This window comes from Shewanella sp. KCT (assembly GCF_007636505.1).
GTDB classification, from domain to species: domain Bacteria; phylum Pseudomonadota; class Gammaproteobacteria; order Enterobacterales; family Shewanellaceae; genus Shewanella; species Shewanella halotolerans.
Genome location: NZ_LVDJ01000005.1, coordinates 60,022 through 75,666, shown reverse-complemented (window position 1 = coordinate 75,666; position 15,645 = coordinate 60,022). Strand labels below are relative to the sequence as shown.

At 54.6% G+C, this 15,645-nt stretch carries 14 protein-coding genes; 8 read left to right on the top strand and 6 right to left on the bottom strand.

Annotation, left to right across the window (positions count from 1 at the left end; genetic code table 11):
- Window positions 1–83: 83 nt before the first annotated feature.
- Entirely contained in the window at window positions 84–2,123 is a 2,040-nt protein-coding gene (prlC, locus tag AYI87_RS08945) for an oligopeptidase A (RefSeq protein ID WP_144201358.1), read from the bottom strand.
- 326 nt (window positions 2,124–2,449) lie between these two features.
- Between prlC and AYI87_RS08940 the strand changes: the two genes are divergently transcribed.
- The 3 genes from AYI87_RS08940 to gorA all read left to right on the top strand — a co-directional run bounded on the left by AYI87_RS08940 (window position 2,450) and on the right by gorA (window position 5,416).
- On the top strand, window positions 2,450–3,226 hold the full coding sequence (locus tag AYI87_RS08940; RefSeq protein WP_144201356.1) for a hypothetical protein: 777 nt from the start codon (window positions 2,450–2,452) through the stop codon (window positions 3,224–3,226).
- A 160-nt stretch (window positions 3,227–3,386) separates the two neighbouring features.
- Window positions 3,387–3,929, top strand: a complete 543-nt coding sequence (locus AYI87_RS08935) for a hypothetical protein (RefSeq protein ID WP_144201354.1) — start codon at window positions 3,387–3,389, stop codon at window positions 3,927–3,929.
- A 131-nt stretch (window positions 3,930–4,060) separates the two neighbouring features.
- Window positions 4,061–5,416 (top strand): glutathione-disulfide reductase, encoded by a 1,356-nt coding sequence (gorA, locus tag AYI87_RS08930; protein ID WP_144201352.1) that lies wholly within the window; start codon window positions 4,061–4,063, stop codon window positions 5,414–5,416.
- Window positions 5,417–5,591: 175 nt separating this feature from the next.
- On the opposite strand, the gene AYI87_RS08925 is transcribed toward gorA, so the two are convergent.
- A complete protein-coding gene (locus AYI87_RS08925) occupies window positions 5,592–6,875 on the bottom strand; it encodes an AAA family ATPase (RefSeq protein WP_144201351.1) in 1,284 nt (427 codons plus the stop codon).
- 772 nt (window positions 6,876–7,647) lie between these two features.
- On the opposite strand from AYI87_RS08925, the gene rimK reads away from it, so the two are divergent.
- The 5 genes from rimK (at window position 7,648) to AYI87_RS08900 (ending at window position 12,646) form a co-directional block, all read left to right on the top strand.
- A complete protein-coding gene (gene rimK / locus AYI87_RS08920) occupies window positions 7,648–8,553 on the top strand; it encodes a 30S ribosomal protein S6--L-glutamate ligase (protein ID WP_011867458.1) in 906 nt (301 codons plus the stop codon).
- Window positions 8,554–9,576 carry a succinylglutamate desuccinylase/aspartoacylase family protein gene (locus AYI87_RS08915; RefSeq protein ID WP_011867459.1) on the top strand — a complete coding sequence of 341 codons (1,023 nt, stop codon included), beginning with the start codon at window positions 8,554–8,556 and terminating at the stop codon, window positions 9,574–9,576.
- A gap of 30 nt (window positions 9,577–9,606) precedes the next feature.
- Window positions 9,607–10,032, top strand: a complete 426-nt coding sequence (locus AYI87_RS08910; RefSeq protein ID WP_144201349.1) for an ATP-dependent zinc protease — start codon at window positions 9,607–9,609, stop codon at window positions 10,030–10,032.
- 123 nt (window positions 10,033–10,155) lie between these two features.
- A complete protein-coding gene (locus AYI87_RS08905; protein WP_144201347.1) occupies window positions 10,156–11,526 on the top strand; it encodes a magnesium transporter in 1,371 nt (456 codons plus the stop codon).
- Between the two features lie 172 nt (window positions 11,527–11,698).
- Window positions 11,699–12,646, top strand: coding sequence for a YeiH family protein (locus AYI87_RS08900; RefSeq protein WP_409928967.1), 948 nt, complete (start codon window positions 11,699–11,701; stop codon window positions 12,644–12,646).
- Here the strand turns inward: AYI87_RS08900 and AYI87_RS08895 are convergent.
- The 4 genes from AYI87_RS08895 to AYI87_RS08875 form a co-directional block, all read right to left on the bottom strand.
- Entirely contained in the window at window positions 12,587–12,778 is a 192-nt protein-coding gene (locus AYI87_RS08895; RefSeq protein ID WP_144201343.1) for a hypothetical protein, read from the bottom strand. The genes AYI87_RS08900 and AYI87_RS08895 overlap by 60 nt on opposite strands.
- Window positions 12,779–13,247: 469 nt before the next feature.
- The gene (locus tag AYI87_RS08885) at window positions 13,248–14,420 is read right to left on the bottom strand and encodes an HD-GYP domain-containing protein (protein WP_144201341.1); all 1,173 of its coding nucleotides are present in this window, start codon (window positions 14,418–14,420) and stop codon (window positions 13,248–13,250) included.
- A 239-nt stretch (window positions 14,421–14,659) separates the two neighbouring features.
- Window positions 14,660–14,866 (bottom strand): hypothetical protein, encoded by a 207-nt coding sequence (locus AYI87_RS08880; RefSeq protein WP_144201339.1) that lies wholly within the window; start codon window positions 14,864–14,866, stop codon window positions 14,660–14,662.
- A gap of 32 nt (window positions 14,867–14,898) precedes the next feature.
- Window positions 14,899–15,636, bottom strand: coding sequence for a DNA-binding protein (locus tag AYI87_RS08875; RefSeq protein ID WP_144201756.1), 738 nt, complete (start codon window positions 15,634–15,636; stop codon window positions 14,899–14,901).
- Window positions 15,637–15,645 lie beyond the last annotated feature (9 nt).

Here is a 15,645-nt window from a genome sequence, read left to right as displayed (position 1 = left end):
CCAAGCACTAGCCCATAAAAAAGGCCAACCCATATCATGGGGTTGGCCTTTTCTCGTATGTTTAGACTAATTAGAACAAGGCATTAGCCTTGAATGCCCGAGTGTCTCAGCAGGGCGTCGATCTGTGGCTCACGGCCTCTGAAGCGTTTAAACAGCTCCATCGGCTCCAGGCTGCCGCCCATCTCGAGAATATTTTCCAGGAAGCTGCGGCCGGTATCGGCATTGAAGATCCCCTCCTCCTCGAAGCGAGAGAAGGCATCGGCCGACAACACCTCGGCCCACTTGTAGCTGTAGTAACCCGCGGCGTAACCACCGGCAAAGATATGGGCGAAGCTGTGTTGGAAACGGTTGAAATCGGCGGCCTTCACCACGGCAACCTGCTCTCTCACCTCATCCAGCTTGGCCTGAATATGGGCACCCTCTGCCGGGTCATATTCCAGGTGCAGACGGAAGTCGAACAGGGAAAACTCCAGCTGACGCAACATCATCATGCCCGACTGGAAGTTCTTCGCCGCCAGCATCTTATCTAGCATGGCCTTAGGCAGCGGCTCATGGGTCTCGAAGTGTCCGGAGATCTCGGCCAGGGCCTCCTCCTCGAAGCACCAGTTCTCCATGAACTGACTCGGCAGCTCCACCGCATCCCAAGGCACACCGTTGATTCCTGATACACCCGCCACGTCTATCTTGGTCAGCATATGATGTATGCCGTGACCGAACTCGTGGAACAGGGTCGTCACCTCGTCGTGGGTAAACAGCGCTGGCTTACCATTGACCGGGGCGTTGAAGTTACAGGTGAGGTAGGCCACCGGCTTCTGCAGGCCATGGGCGGTTTGACGACGCACGCGGCAATCGTCCATCCAGGCGCCACCACGCTTGCCCTCGCGAGCATAGAGATCCAGGAAGAAGCTGCCTCTGTGCTCGCCCTTAGCATCTTTGATATGGAAGAAACGCACATCTTTGTGCCAGCTGTCGAAATGCTCCTGCTCCTCTATCGTCAGGCCGAACAGGCGCGACACGGTATAGAAGAGGCCTGATAGCACACGATCTTCAGGGAAGTAAGGACGCAGCAGCTCCTGGGAGATCTCGTATCTGTGATGCTTGAGTTTCTCGGCATAATAAGTGAGATCCCATGGGGCCAGCTCGCTCACGCCAAACTCTTTCTCGGCGAATGCAGTCAGCTCGGCCAGCTCGTTCTGACCCTGCTGCTTAGAGCGGGCCGCCAACTCGTTGAGGAAGTCCAACACCTGCTGAGGCGACTCGGCCATCTTGGTCGCCAGCGACTTATGGGCGAAACTATCGAAACCCAGCAGTTTAGCCAGCTGATGACGCAGATCTAATATCTCATCCATCAGCGGACCGTTGTCGAATTCACCGGCGTTAGGACCCTGATCCGAGGCGCGGGTCACGAAGGCGCGGTAGCACTCCTCTCGCAGCTGACGGTTGTCGCTGTAGGTCATCACGGGCAGGTAAGAGGGGAAGTCCAGGGTAAACAACCAACCTTGCTGCTCTTTGGCCTCGGCCATCGCCTTGGCTGCGGCAATAGCAGACTCGGGCAGACCGGCCAGCTCCTGCTCGTCTGTCACCAACTTGGTCCAGGCCTGGGTGGCGTCCAACAGCTGATTAGAGAAGCTACTGGTTAACTCAGATAAACGTTTAACCAGTTTCCCATAAGTTTGTTTATCTTCATCGTTCAATCCGATGCCAGATAACTCGAAATCACGCAGGCTGTGGGTGATGCTGGTTTGCTGCGCCTGACTCAGCTGGGCAAACTCGTCGGACTCCTTCAGCGCCTTATAGGCCTGATACAGCCCCTGATGCTGACCCACATAGGTGCCATATTCCGACAATAGCGGCAGGCAGGCATCGTGGGCAGCGCGCCACTCATCTGTGCTGAGCACAGAGTTCATGTGTGACACGGGCGACCAGATCTGGCTCAATTCGTCATCCACCTGCTCAAGCGGTGCGATCAGGTTATCCCAGGTGAAGGGACCGCCACTGGCGAGCACCTCATCGATCTTCTGGCGACAATTAGCAATCCCCTGCTCGACGGCTGGCTGAATATGCTCGGGTTTGATTTGCGAAAATGGCGGTAATTCACTGCCGCTTAGCAAAGGGTTACTCATCTGTTGTCCTCGTCAATCTTAGGGTATTGAAGTTACATATGGGCGACGGCGCGACTATTCAAGCATCTTTAACAAACTAGCCCGCCGAAGAGAGCTAAACCCAGGATTTAACAGCTAGGTTTATAAACCTAACAGTGAAGACCTAGAAGTAAGACCTAGCAGCAGCCTGGAGGAAAAACCTTGATCTAGAACAAGGCTATATTTACTTCACATTTACAACACAGATATTGCCAAGCGGATCGCAAATGCAACCAATTCTCATTTATGTTTAATATTTAACCCATTACTATTCATCCCGATCCCAAACTTATTTCAGTGTTACACCCATGAACAGATTGATCAGCCACTCTTGTATTATCGGCCTACTGCTGGCCGGTACCGCCAACGCCGCCGACCAGGCCATAACCGGCACTGTCGATGACTCGCATATCAACAACATCATCAGCCACAGTGAAGGCCCGGATACCAACGTCATCCTCGACCTGGGTTGGGACTCGAAGTATATCTCAGAGGGGCGCAACAACTTAGACAAGGGCGGTATCTACTGGGCAACCACCGCCGTCCAGATAGACGATCTCACCCTGTTTACCACTGTCGGTCGTGGCGATAGCCAATACTACATAGAGTGGAACATGGGACTGGAATATGGCTTCGAGTTTGGCGACAACTTCAGCGCCGCCCTGGGTTACCAGCGCATCGAGGCCTACGGCGATGAGCGCTGCGGCGACAACGAGCTGTTCGCCACCCTGGAATACACGGGCATCGCTTGGTTAACCCCTTCGCTGAGCTACACCTACTCCACCGAGGCGGCGGGTTACTTTGTCGAGGCCAGCCTGCACAGCGAATGGCCTGTCTCAGACAGACTCACACTGACGCCCTATGTCACCCAGGCATTCGACTTCCAATATGTGACCGAAGCGCACAACGGCCCTAACCATTTTCAGTTTGGTCTCGAGGCCCAATATCAACTGGCCGACCGCCTGGTACTCTCGGGCCACCTGAGCCGCACCCTGGCCCAGGAAGATATTAAGCAGGAAAACCCAGACGCCAAGGGGAGCCTCAACAACACCTACGCGGGTCTGCACCTCACCTTCAGCTTCTAGGGCTCTAGCTTTTAGTGCTCTAGGTTCCAGGTTCAAGGTGCTAAGACTCTAACCTGAAACCGACAGCCAAGATTGTGTCCTTCATTGAAAGCTGGCTCGCCATGAACTAGCTTTATCTAAGGCTGGCAAGGAGTGCTAGCCCTGACCTGGAGGACACGGAATGTCTGCCCACTATCGAACGCTTACCTATTTCACCTTAAGCGCCATCGCGCTCTCGCTGCTATTCACCTGTGCCACGCAGGCTCAAGATAAAAACGCGCCGCTAAACTCTAAGGCGATAGCTTCCGAGACGATCACCCTGCCCGCCGACGGCGCGCTGGACAGCGAGGGCAATCCACTCGTCATCCCTGACAACCCCACAGGCGCCCTTAACTATCGCGCCAGCCCGACGCAGCCCAAGTCACGCCGGGATAAGAAATCCACCCAAAAGCCCAAACAGAAACGCACTAAGAAACTAAGTCAAAAACAGCTAAGCCGCAAACAGCAGTTGGCCAGTCGCCAGCATGTGGCCGACGACCCCAGCTGCCGCTGGCTCGACAAGCGCATGTCGCATCTGGAGAAGAGTCTCAAGCGGCAAGCGAAACAGGATTACGGCTATCAGGACAAGGAGCTTCGCGCCCGCCATAGCGAATGGGTCTGCATGAAATGCGGCGCCGAGGGGCCGAGCCAGAGCGATCACCATAGGTGCCAGTATCGACGCTAAACGCAAACTCATTTGAAAGTCATACGCCCTGACGCGGGTCTATTGCTAAAGGGCGCACACGCCTCTGGTTTGCTTGTCGCTTTACCCCTACAATGACCCCCATATGCAATCCTTCGAATTTGGAGAAAAAGATGGCTCAACATTTTGACTATATCTGTTTAGGCGCCGGCAGCGGCGGCATCGCCTCGGCCAACCGTGCGGCCATGCGCGGTGCCAAGGTACTGCTGATCGAAGCCAAGGCACTGGGTGGCACCTGCGTAAACGTCGGCTGCGTCCCTAAGAAAGTCATGTGGTATGGCGCCCAAGTCGCCGAGGCCATGCACCTGTACGCCAAAGACTATGGCTTCGACGTATCGGTCAACAAGTTCGATTGGAGCAAGCTGGTCGAGAGCCGCGAGGCCTACATAGAGCGCATCCACGGCGCCTACGACAGAGGCCTGGACAGCAACGGGGTCACCCTGGTGCGTGGCTATGGCCGCTTCGTCGACAACAACACCATAGAGGTGAATGGCGAGCACTACAGCGCCGACCATATACTGATCGCCACCGGCGGCACCCCAACCATTCCCAACATTCCGGGCGCCGAATATGGTATCGACTCAGACGGCTTCTTCGCCCTCAACGAGCAGCCTAAGCGTGTGGCCGTAGTCGGCGCAGGCTATATCGCCGTCGAGCTGGCGGGTGTACTCCATGCCCTGGGCAGCGAGACTCACCTGTTTGTACGTAAGCACGCACCGCTGCGCAGCTTCGACCCTATGCTGAGCGAAGCCCTGATGGAATCTATGGCCACAGACGGCCCTAGCCTGCACACCCACAGCATTCCAGAATCTGTCACCAAGAACGCCGACGGCTCACTGACCCTCAAGCTGGAAAATGGCGAGAGCTATGAGATCGACACCCTGATCTGGGCCATCGGCCGTCGTCCATCCACCGACAAGATCGGCCTGGAAAACACAGACGTTAAGCTTAACGACAAAGGTTATGTGGTAGTCGATGCCCAGCAGAACACCACAGCCAAGGGCATCTACTGCGTCGGCGACATCATCGAAGGTGGCATAGAGCTGACTCCGGTTGCCGTGAAGGCGGGCCGCCTGTTGTCTGAGCGTCTGTTTAACGGCATGACAGATGCCAAGATGGATTACAGCCTGGTGCCAACCGTGGTATTCAGCCACCCGGCCATAGGCACCATGGGCCTCACCGAACCCGAGGCGATCGCCCAATATGGAGAGGAGAACGTCAAGGTCTATAACTCGGGCTTCACCTCAATGTACACGGCGGTCACCGCCCACCGTCAGGCCTGTAAGATGAAGCTAGTCTGCGCCGGAAAAGAGGAGAAGGTCGTGGGCATCCACGGCATCGGCTACGGCATGGATGAGATACTGCAAGGCTTCGGCGTCGCCATCAAGATGGGCGCCACCAAGGCCGACTTCGACGCCGTGGTCGCCATCCACCCCACAGGCGCCGAAGAGTTCGTCACCATGCGTTAATACGCTTGTTGCTTGATTGAGAGAACAGCAAAAGGCCAGACAGATGTCTGGCCTTTTTAATGCTACTGCGATGAGAATTGGTACTCATCTTGTGGAGATATCGGCTAACGCCGCGCTCTGCGGCAAATTTGGAGCGCTGTGGAAAATTTGTCCGACAGCAGCGCCTTGTTATGAGCTATATACCCTCTGGAATATCAAATTCTTCAAATAACTCTTCTGTATCAACATTCCTAAGGAAAAAATATAGAGTGGAATCGATGACCTTTAACTTTCGTGTACTTCTATCGTAATCAAATAGCGGAGGAATAATATCTTTCTTTATTTGATTTGCGGTCATATTGTGCAAAAAATAACTCATATCAGAAGGCCTAACATCATCCGGTCTATGGTGAATTGCTTGTATACCAGAATGAATATCTTGCCTCCTTAAGCCACCTTCAATATCAACTGCATCCAGTGAGAATAGATATTTAATGAAGTAATAAGCAACATATAAAGGAATCTCGTCTGATTTTTTTATTTTTTGTTCAACAAAAGTTTCAATGCTTCGAATATGGCGCCCAGAATAATCTTCAACTTTCCTAGTTTTTGCAGCTTCTAAATTAGCGGGGGAAATTAGCTTGACGTTCTGTTGTTTATTTTCTATGCCAGCAGCGATACAACACTCTTTGCACAGCTCTTGAAATACGCCAATGCTATCAAAGGAGTTATCTATAATGTCATTTATAACATTCGCAAATGAAACTCCTAGAAGTCCCTCACCTGCTTTTACAACCTCTTCAAAGTATTCTTTTTTCCAAGGCTCGACAGGGACTTCTATTAATCTATCCTGAAGATCACCATTAAACTGTGCAAGCCTATTTTTTTCTCGCCAAATCCCTAACACGATAAACAGAATATTATAATCTTCGAAAACACGCAGGTGGAAAGCCATCTCTTTCTGCGAATCTTCGTCAAGATAATGGAAATTTTCCAAAATAATTCGCTTCGCAAAGTTAACTGATTTAAGTATTTCTGATATGTCTTGCGGAAGAGCAAGATTGTATTCTACCGGTTTATACTTAATCTGCTCTTGATTGCTTCCATCTCCTGAGGCTTTTCCATTCAGTTCGACTTCAGTAGCAAATGGAATTTTTACTTTTGCTTTAAAACCTGCACTTACTGCCCCTCCAATTTTTGAAGTGGTAGCCTTCTCTTCTTCAAATTCTACGCCAAGCTGGCGAAGTATTGATTTATAAATATCTAGAGGTTTTGTATCTGGTGAACAGTTAATTCTAATAAACTGACTTTCATTAAGGTGCTTATTAGTCAGAGCTGTCTTGCCCTGTTTCGATGCGCCAAAAACGATAATGTGCTTATTGCGGCTTAACCCTTCAAGAAATCTATCATCGACATCACTTCTTGTAATGTACGACGCAATATCGCTATTTGATACACCAAAAACATCAATTGTCTGCATGTTTAGTCCTTTTACCTGAATGAGGTAGGTGAGAGCTCATAACGCTGATTAGCGAGAATGCCGCCAATGTAAATCACTACCACCTAATACAGATCGCAACAAATTTTTAAGTATCTGATATTTATGCCAATAATGGCATTGCATAACAAGGAAAAATAAGCTACCCCAAAACGAGATCCGCTTATTTAAAGGAAATGGCGAGATCTGCAATGCTTCCCATTAAATAGGAAACGCGTAATCCTTATATGCATCACAATACGCAAAACTGACGATCAAATTAACCTAGTTGTGAGCACATCAATAAACCTTATCCTTCACGCCAGCCTTAGTCTACTCCTAGCAAGCAATCTCCGAACATCAGCCAAAAGTGTGACTTGCACGGCACTGCAAAGTGAGTCAAATCCAGCATAGCTAACACTCCCGCCAAGCCTTAGGTTCAGCAATAAAATCCCTTGTGGTCACGACAAAAAAAATTAGCTTTTCTCCCGTGGGGTTTATCAATAAGGTCGCGCCCTAAACAGGCGATGGAAAACCTCAGACAATCGAATGAAAACCAAGGAAAAAAGTCAGCGGCGCCACGGTGGTGGCCAATTATGACTATAGTTAAGCCAACTGAGGTTTTCTGCTGGCCGCGCGCCGTGCTTAGGTGACCTCACCCCCACGCGACGCCTAGCGCCGTCGCTGTCGATTGTTCGCACTGAGGCCAACAATCACTTTGAATTTACAAGCATTATTTTTTAATTACTTAAAGATTTACACTAAGGAAGTAGAGATGCGTATTGCAATCTTGTCTCGCAACGAAAACTTATACTCCACCCAACGCCTGAAAGAAGCCGGCGAAGCGCGCGGCCACGAGGTGGACATCATAGATACACTGCACTGCTACATGGATATCACCAGCAGCAATCCGACCGTGCGTTACATGGGTAAGGTATTGCCTAAGTATGATGCTGTGATCCCTCGCATCGGCTCGTCGATCACCTTCTACGGTACGGCCGTGGTGCGCCAGTTTGAGATGATGGGCACCTTCTGCGTCAACGAGTCTGTGGCCATCAGCCGTTCTCGCGATAAGCTGAGATCCCTGCAGCTGCTGTCGCGCAAGGGCATCGGCCTGCCACGTACCGGATTTGCCAGCAAGCCTGACAAGATCCAGGATTTGATCAAGAACGTGGGCGGCGCGCCCCTAGTGATCAAGCTGCTGGAAGGCACCCAGGGCATAGGCGTGGTCTTGGCCGAAACCAATAAGGCGGCCGAGAGCGTGATCGAGGCCTTCATGGGTCTCAAGGCCAACATCTTGGTGCAAGAGTTCATCAAGGAAGCGGGCGGCGCCGATATCCGCTGCTTCGTGGTGGGTGATAAGGTAGTGGCGGCCATGAAGCGTCAGGCGGCCGAGGGCGAATTTCGCTCTAACCTGCACCGTGGTGGTGTGGCCCAGCTGGTGCGCCTCTCTAAGGATGAGCGTGCGACGGCCCTCAACGCCGCCAAGGCGATGGGGCTCAATCTCTGTGGTGTGGATATCTTGCAATCGAACAACGGCCCAGTGGTGATGGAGGTGAACTCCTCGCCCGGACTTGAAGGGATAGAACAGGCGACCGGTAAGGATGTGGCCGGACTGATCTATGAATTTATTGAGAAGAAGGCGAAACCCAACGCCAACAGAACGCGCGGAAAAGGCTAAATGAGCGAAGCACTTACCATAGCGGGTGTCGACATCCAGCCCGGCACCCAGCACCAGCTTGAACTCCCGGTGGCCAGCCTGTATACGGACACTCAGGTGTCGATACCTGTGCATGTGATCCGGGCCAAGAAAGATGGCCCCAAGGTGTTTGTCAGCGCCGCGGTGCATGGCGATGAGCTCAATGGTATCGAGATCATCCGCCGGCTGATCCAGAGCAAGCTCAAGCTGCTCAAGGGCACCTTGATCTTGGTGCCCATGGTGAATGTCTATGGAGTGCTGAATCAGAGCCGTTACATGCCCGACAGGCGCGACCTTAACCGCTGTTTTCCCGGTTCGCCCAAGGGGTCGCTAGCCGGACGGGTGGCGTACACCTTCTTAAACAGCATAGTGCAGCACTGCGACTATGGTATCGACCTGCATACCGGGGCGATCCACAGATCTAACCTGCCGCAGATCCGCGCTAACCTGGATGACGAGCAGACCCTCGCCCTGGCCCAGGCCTTCGGCGTGCCTGTGCTGCTTAACGCCAACGTGCGCGACGGCTCGCTGCGGGAAGCCGCGGTGAACAAGGGCACCCGGGTACTGCTGTATGAGGCAGGCCAGGCGCTAAGATTCGACGAGCTATCGATACAGACAGGCGAGCGGGGGATCCTCAACGTGCTATCGTCACTTGGGCTGATCCGTAAACGCCGCCTGCGCAAGAAGATAGAGCCCTTTATCGCTAACCGCAGTGATTGGACCCGCGCCTCGGCCAGTGGCTTTGTGTGCGAGTTTGCCAAGCTGGGCGCCTATGTGGAGAAGGGCCAGGTACTGGCGGAGATCAACAGCCCACTGGGCGAGCTGATCCAGAGCGTGGTATCGAACCGCACGGGTATCGTCATAGGCAAACAGAATATCCCCCTGGTGCTGGAGGGAGACGCCATGTTCCATGTGGCCTACTTTGGTAGCGCCGCCGACGAGGTGGCGGAACATATTGAGATAATGAACGATCAGATAATGCCGCTGACCACCCAGACCATCTAGGGGCGGCCGAGACATTAAGGGATACAAGCGATGAACAAGATCATCATAGGCAACTTAGAGGCCTGCGATCTGCCGGATCTGGGCATCAAGGATCTGCAGGTGCGCATCGACACGGGCGCCAAGACCTCCGCCCTGCACGTGGATAACCTCAAGCGGATCAAGGTGGGCGGGCGCCCCTATGTCGCCTTCGATCTGCATCCAGACGTGTATGACCTGGAGCAGATAGTCCACTGTAAGGCGCCGGTGCGCGACTCTCGCCGCATCAAGTCCTCCAACGGCGAGGTAGAGCAGCGCTGCGTGATTGAGACCACCCTCAAGCTGGGAGAGCATGAGTGGCCCATAGAGCTGACCCTGAGCAATCGCCAGGACATGACCTATCTGATGCTGCTGGGCCGCGAGGCCATGGGCGATCGCGTCTTGGTGGACCCCTCCCAGAGTTTTCTGATTAACGGTTAGCCAGTGAGTGCCTGTTATCGCAGGCACTCACCACACCTTTGCCGACCAAAGGTCAGCGTTTCAATGGTTTAGTTAACGGCTTTCCCTTACACTGTCCCCCAAGCTCAACCAAGGACATCCCCTATGACAATGCCAGACCCAACAGCACAAACCGATCAGGCGGCCAGAGACGATTTACTCGCCCGCGTCATCGACATTGTCAGCCATCCCGAGGCGGAGGAGCTGCCCTCCCTCGGCTTTATCAGCGACTATTCCGATGCCGACCTGGCCGACCTGCTGGAGTCGGTGAGCGACCAGTATCGTTCGCCCATCTGCCGCAAGATCCCCATAGACCGCGGCTGGCCCATATTGCACCTGCTGCACTATGAAACCGCCCGCCACGTCTTAGACTTGCTCAGCCCAGAGCAGCTACAGGGACTGGCACGGCGCATCTCTGAGATAGATATCCTCACCTTCGCCGAGATCTTGCCCGGCGACATAGTCGAAGACTATCTGGATCAGCAAGAAGCTCTCACCACGGAGCAGATGCAGCAGGCGCTGAGCTACCAGGATGAGGCCGTCGGCCGTTACCTCAACAACAATATTCTGCGCTCGCGCCCAACCGCCACCGTCGGCCGGGTGCTGGAGCGCCTGAACAAACAGAAACAGCGGGAATATGTGGCCGTCTACGGCGTCGATGCCGAGGGGCAGTTTCACGGCGGCTGCACACTTGAGCAGCTCTATCGCGAGGATCCCGCCACGCCATTGTCTGAGTGTCTCACCGAACTCGAGGCCGTAGGCGACGAGCTGGATATCACCCAGGCGGCGCAGCAGTTTAATCCGGCGGCGGGCTTTGCATGGGTGCCGGTGGAGAAAGGTGGCAAGATCATCGGCGCCATCGCCCTGTCGACCCTGATGCACCGCCTCAAGGAGCGAAGCCTGGAGGTGCTGGTATCAGAGACCCCACAGGATGAGGAAGACCTCTTCACCCCGGTTGGCGTGGCGGCGCGCATGCGAGCCATCTGGCTGACCACCAACCTGCTGACGGCCTTTCTCGCCTCCTGGGTGATCGGCCTGTTTGGCGACGCCCTGCAACAGGTGGTGGCCCTGGCCATACTGATGCCGGTGGTCGCCAGCATGGGCGGCATCGCCGGCAGTCAGACACTGGCGGTGGCCCTGCGGGGTATTGCCCTGAACCACTTGAAGCGCAGCAACCTCACCCTGCTGCTGGACAAGGAGCTGAAGATCGCCGCCTTCAACGGTGTGCTACTGGGCGCCCTCATAGGTGTGGTGGTCAGTTGGTGGTTCTCCTCCCTGGCGCTGGGGGGCATCATCTTCGTGGCCATCGTCTTCAACAGCCTGGCGGCGGCCTCATCTGGCACGGTTATTCCCTTTGTGCTAAAGCAGATGCGTATCGACCCTGCGGTGGCGGGCTCGGTGATCCTCACCACGGTCACAGACGTGGTGGGCTTCTTCATCTTCCTCGGCCTGGGTAGCCTGCTCCTGCTGAGCTAGCCCTAGACTTGGCGTTGATTTTGAGTCGAGGCATGTGGCGCAGCACAAGACGGCGCGGCGAAACCTGACATAGGTAAGGTTAATAGGCTCGATTCTGTGGTAAAACACCCGGCATTCGAAAACGGTGGGCAGGATAATACCTGCCCATCTGGTTAAACAAGATATGGAACCGATGAAAGCATTGTTTCAAAAGTGGCCCTTTCACCCCGCTCAGGCGATCTTCTTTGTCGCCGGCGCCCTCTGCCTGACGCCTGTGATCTCATCGCCCATCGCTTTGGTAATAGGCTTCACCCTGGCCAGCCTAGGTTTGGTGCCCCACAATCTGGACATCGGCGCCCTGACCAAGAAGCTGCTGGCCTACGCCATTATCGGTCTCGGCTTCGGTATTCAGCTCGACGCCGCCATCAGCGCTAGCAGCCAAAATATCGGGCTGATCTTAGGCTCTATCGTCTTCACCCTGCTGCTGGGGACGGCCTTGGGCAGGCTGCTCAGAGTCGATGCCAAGCTGAGCCATATGATCGCCTCGGGCACCGCCATCTGTGGCGGCAGTGCCATCGCCGCCGTGGCCCCGGCCATCAAGGCAGACAGCCAGGATACGGCCATAGCGTTGGCGACCGTGTTCGTGCTCAACTCCATCGCCCTGTTTCTGTTTCCGGCCCTCGGGCATCTGTTGCAGCTGAGTCAGTATCATTTTGGGGTGTGGAGCGCCATCGCCATCCACGACACCTCGTCGGTCGTAGGCGCCGCCTCGGCCTATGGCGACGAGGCGCTGCGCACCGCCACCACACTCAAGCTGGCCAGGGCGCTGTGGATAGTGCCGGTTGCGCTGGTGAGTGCCATGGCGTTTGGGGGCAATCGACGCAAGATCGCCGTGCCTTTCTTTATCCTCTTCTACTGTCTCGCCATACTGCTGGCGCACTTGGTGCCCCAGGGGCAGGTGTTGTATGACGGCATCTTTGCCTTGTCGAAGCGGGTGTTGGTGCTGTGTCTGTTTATGATCGGCGCGGGGATCACCATAGGTAAGATGCGCCAGGCGGGAATGCGGCCGATGGCCCTGGGATTACTGCTCTGGCTGATTATCGGCGCGGGTTCTCTGCTCTACATCGTCAACTTTAGCTGAGACGCTGTAGCGCCACACCAGGGTTACCATGGTGACAAAGGCCGCCAGCTCCACCAGGGAGCGGGTTAGCCCTGTGGTGAGCCAGGACGCCAACAGGAAGGCGCAACATAAAAGCACTAGCCACTTCTTCATCTTTGCCTCCTATGTTTAACCAAATGGTCTGGCGAAATGATCGAGTGGCTATTATTTATTGGCGCCGAAATCTCAGCAAATATCCGTTTTTACTAACAAATAGCTGAATCGGCTAAGCACTAAATCGACTAACTTATGACGGCGTAGGGATCCTTGTCGGCGTCGCTGTTCCATTGATATTCGGTGAGCGTCTCTATCTTCCGCGCCTGAGCCTCGCTTGGGTTTTCTCACCCGACGGGGAATGCGTCTGTATTTGATTCGAAGTCGGACTCGCGGCAAATAGCTTAGAGGAGAGACCGGCGGCGAACACCGCGCCGCCGGCCAGGATAAATTCTCGTCTGTTCATCTATGAGTTAAGCCAGTTTAGGTAAGAGATTGGCACCAGTGTAACCGCCCACGACGCGCCATACAGCAGCACAGGGGACTTCTGCTAGCCAGCGCGCAAATCCTATGAAACCTTGATGCCTGATCAGTAGAAAGGCGTTGGGTCCACATCCAGGCTGCTGGGCGACACGCCGCGCTCGATGAAGAGATCCGATTTAAGCAGATCCACCATGGTCACCTCGGTGTAATGCTTATGCTTCACCGAATAGAAAGTTTTGAGCACGGGATGCAGGGCATCTCTGTCTTTCGCCTCCCAGACTATGCCAATCCGTCCGTCGGAGAGTTGCACCAGTGAACCCACAGGGTAGATGCCGACACAGCGAATAAATTCATACACCAGCTTCTCATCCAGATGGAAGGGGGTCAGGCTGAGGAGAATCTTAAAGGCGGCGGCCGGGCTCATCGCCTCCTTGTAGCAGCGAGTCGCGGTCAGGGCGTCGAAGATATCCACGATACAGCTCATGCGGCCATGGAGGGAGATCTCCTCCCCTTGCAGACCATTGGGATAGCCCTTGCCATCGAGCTTCTCGTGGTGCATCAGGCAGACGTCGCGGCTGATCTGCGACAGGCCAGTGGTTTCCGCCAGGATCTCCTTGGCATAAACCTGATGCAGCTTCATATGCTCAAACTCTTCAGGCGTCAGGCGTCCCGGCTTGTGCAATATGCGATTATTGACGCGCACCTTGCCGATATCGTGCAAGATACCGCCCACCGCCAACTCTTTGAGCACGCTACGCTTAAGCTTGAGATAGCGACCAAAGGTCACCAGCAGGAAGGCGACATTGATGGAGTGTTCCAGCAGGTAGGCATCTTTGGAGCGCAGGGCCGAGATACACTTGAAGGCGTCGGCATCGAGCATGACGGATTCGAGCATCTTGTCCGCCAGTGCCTCGAAGGGCTCTACCTTGACCGCCTTGCCCTCGAAGGTCTCGGACAAGACCTTCTTGACCAGATCTTTCGCCTCGCTCATCAGGCGTTTGGCCTTCTCCTGGGACTGATCCCGGGTCAGGCGTATTATCTTCTCAGGCTCTTGTTTCGGCCTGAGGCCACACTCTGGCGCCGACCTTTCTACGTCGACCCAGACATACTCGATACCATTGCGCACCAGCTTATCTATGGCTTGTCGATCTTTAATCTTTCCCGGATTGGTGATATTGACTCTTCCCTGATGATCGATAGCCGCAACATACATACCCAGCGCCAAATTTGGCACTGGCACCTTCATGACATCCGCTTTTTCGTTCACACTTTCGGTCATACCGCGTTCCCAAAAAATCACCCGGTTTTCGCTTCCGCTCCTTTCTAGCCTAGTCTAAATCCCTTAGCTTCGGTGCGATTGCCAGTGAAAACATTGTGATATAAAGGTTAATAGTATGCCTGTGCGCTGGAGATCACCAGAGGCCGGCGAGGATAGTTTCGGGCTCAATGCCGACTTTTCTCCCTTTGCCAACCTCTAAAAGTGAGACAAGTTTTTGTAAAGCAAAGACTAATATACTGCTACAAGAAGGTACATTCGATGGCGCCGATCAACCAACGACGCCGGGCACAATTGACGCAGGAGCGCTCGACATCATCGACCTGCTCGTCTTCATCGTCGGCGATGAAGCCGTCGCACCCCGCCGCCAGTTGCCGCGAAGCGGCATAGTCTTCCCCTGCTAGGGTCAGTTGCCAATGCCCCTGACGTAGTTCAAATGCTTGCTGCATCTTGCTCCTCATCGACTTAACGGTGTGGCCCATTAATAGTGTTTCAGCTGCTGCTTGAGGGCGTTGCGCCAACGGCCCTGATCCTCATACACCAGTAGAGAGACCTGATGATCCCGATAGACGGCCTTGACCTTGCCAGACAGATAGAGGGGCGTCTTGAAGCAGAGCTGCTCGCCGCTATCGCTGAGCACACGGTCGACCCCGGTCAGCTCGATCACCTCACCGACCGAGAGTGACACCTCGCCCGCCTCTAGGCCGGGAAGGTTAAACTGCCCCTTGATGCGACCATCGTTGCCCTGCAGTCTCAGCCCTAGGCCCGCCAGGGCGCCTATGACCCCCTGCCCAGTGCCGCCATGTTCGCTCAGATGTATGCCAAGCTGCTCGGCCAGGGCGTAGGCTTGCGCCTTGGTCTTCACCTCCTCCTTGGCCTGCTCGCCGAAGGCGATGAGCGCCTCACGATTGCATGAATGCTGCAGATCCAGCAGGGCGATGCCGGGGTCGGCCGCCGCCGCGCTCTCGCTACGCAGATGAGCCACGGCTATTGCTAATATCTCATTCTGAGACTTAGCGGTGCGCACCTGAAAACACATGGCGCTGTTGTGTGAGGTGTAGGGAATATCAGGGTGCACATAGAGCTGATGCCTGGTCACGAAGGCGCAGCGACTCAGGTGATTGTCGCTCAGCAGATGCGCTATCTCCTCGGCGATCTCCCCGGTTCCCTTGGTGCCGATATCGTCGGTATCGTCGATGCACACCAACCAAGATCTCAACCCAGATGC

What these genes read in the sequence shown, in the direction of transcription:
- gorA (WP_144201352.1), top strand. Translation starts at nt 4,061, where the DNA reads ATGGCTCAACATTTTGACTATATCTGTTTAGGCGCCGGCAGCGGCGGC.
- AYI87_RS08905 (WP_144201347.1), top strand. Translation starts at nt 10,156, where the DNA reads ATGACAATGCCAGACCCAACAGCACAAACCGATCAGGCGGCCAGAGAC.
- AYI87_RS08940 (WP_144201356.1), top strand. Translation starts at nt 2,450, where the DNA reads ATGAACAGATTGATCAGCCACTCTTGTATTATCGGCCTACTGCTGGCC.
- rimK (WP_011867458.1), top strand. Translation starts at nt 7,648, where the DNA reads ATGCGTATTGCAATCTTGTCTCGCAACGAAAACTTATACTCCACCCAA.
- AYI87_RS08910 (WP_144201349.1), top strand. Translation starts at nt 9,607, where the DNA reads ATGAACAAGATCATCATAGGCAACTTAGAGGCCTGCGATCTGCCGGAT.
- AYI87_RS08900 (WP_409928967.1), top strand. Translation starts at nt 11,699, where the DNA reads ATGAAAGCATTGTTTCAAAAGTGGCCCTTTCACCCCGCTCAGGCGATC.
- prlC (WP_144201358.1), bottom strand. Translation starts at nt 2,123, where the DNA reads ATGAGTAACCCTTTGCTAAGCGGCAGTGAATTACCGCCATTTTCGCAA.
- AYI87_RS08915 (WP_011867459.1), top strand. Translation starts at nt 8,554, where the DNA reads ATGAGCGAAGCACTTACCATAGCGGGTGTCGACATCCAGCCCGGCACC.
- AYI87_RS08895 (WP_144201343.1), bottom strand. Translation starts at nt 12,778, where the DNA reads ATGAAGAAGTGGCTAGTGCTTTTATGTTGCGCCTTCCTGTTGGCGTCC.
- AYI87_RS08885 (WP_144201341.1), bottom strand. Translation starts at nt 14,420, where the DNA reads ATGACCGAAAGTGTGAACGAAAAAGCGGATGTCATGAAGGTGCCAGTG.
- AYI87_RS08925 (WP_144201351.1), bottom strand. Translation starts at nt 6,875, where the DNA reads ATGCAGACAATTGATGTTTTTGGTGTATCAAATAGCGATATTGCGTCG.
- AYI87_RS08935 (WP_144201354.1), top strand. Translation starts at nt 3,387, where the DNA reads ATGTCTGCCCACTATCGAACGCTTACCTATTTCACCTTAAGCGCCATC.
- AYI87_RS08880 (WP_144201339.1), bottom strand. Translation starts at nt 14,866, where the DNA reads ATGCAGCAAGCATTTGAACTACGTCAGGGGCATTGGCAACTGACCCTA.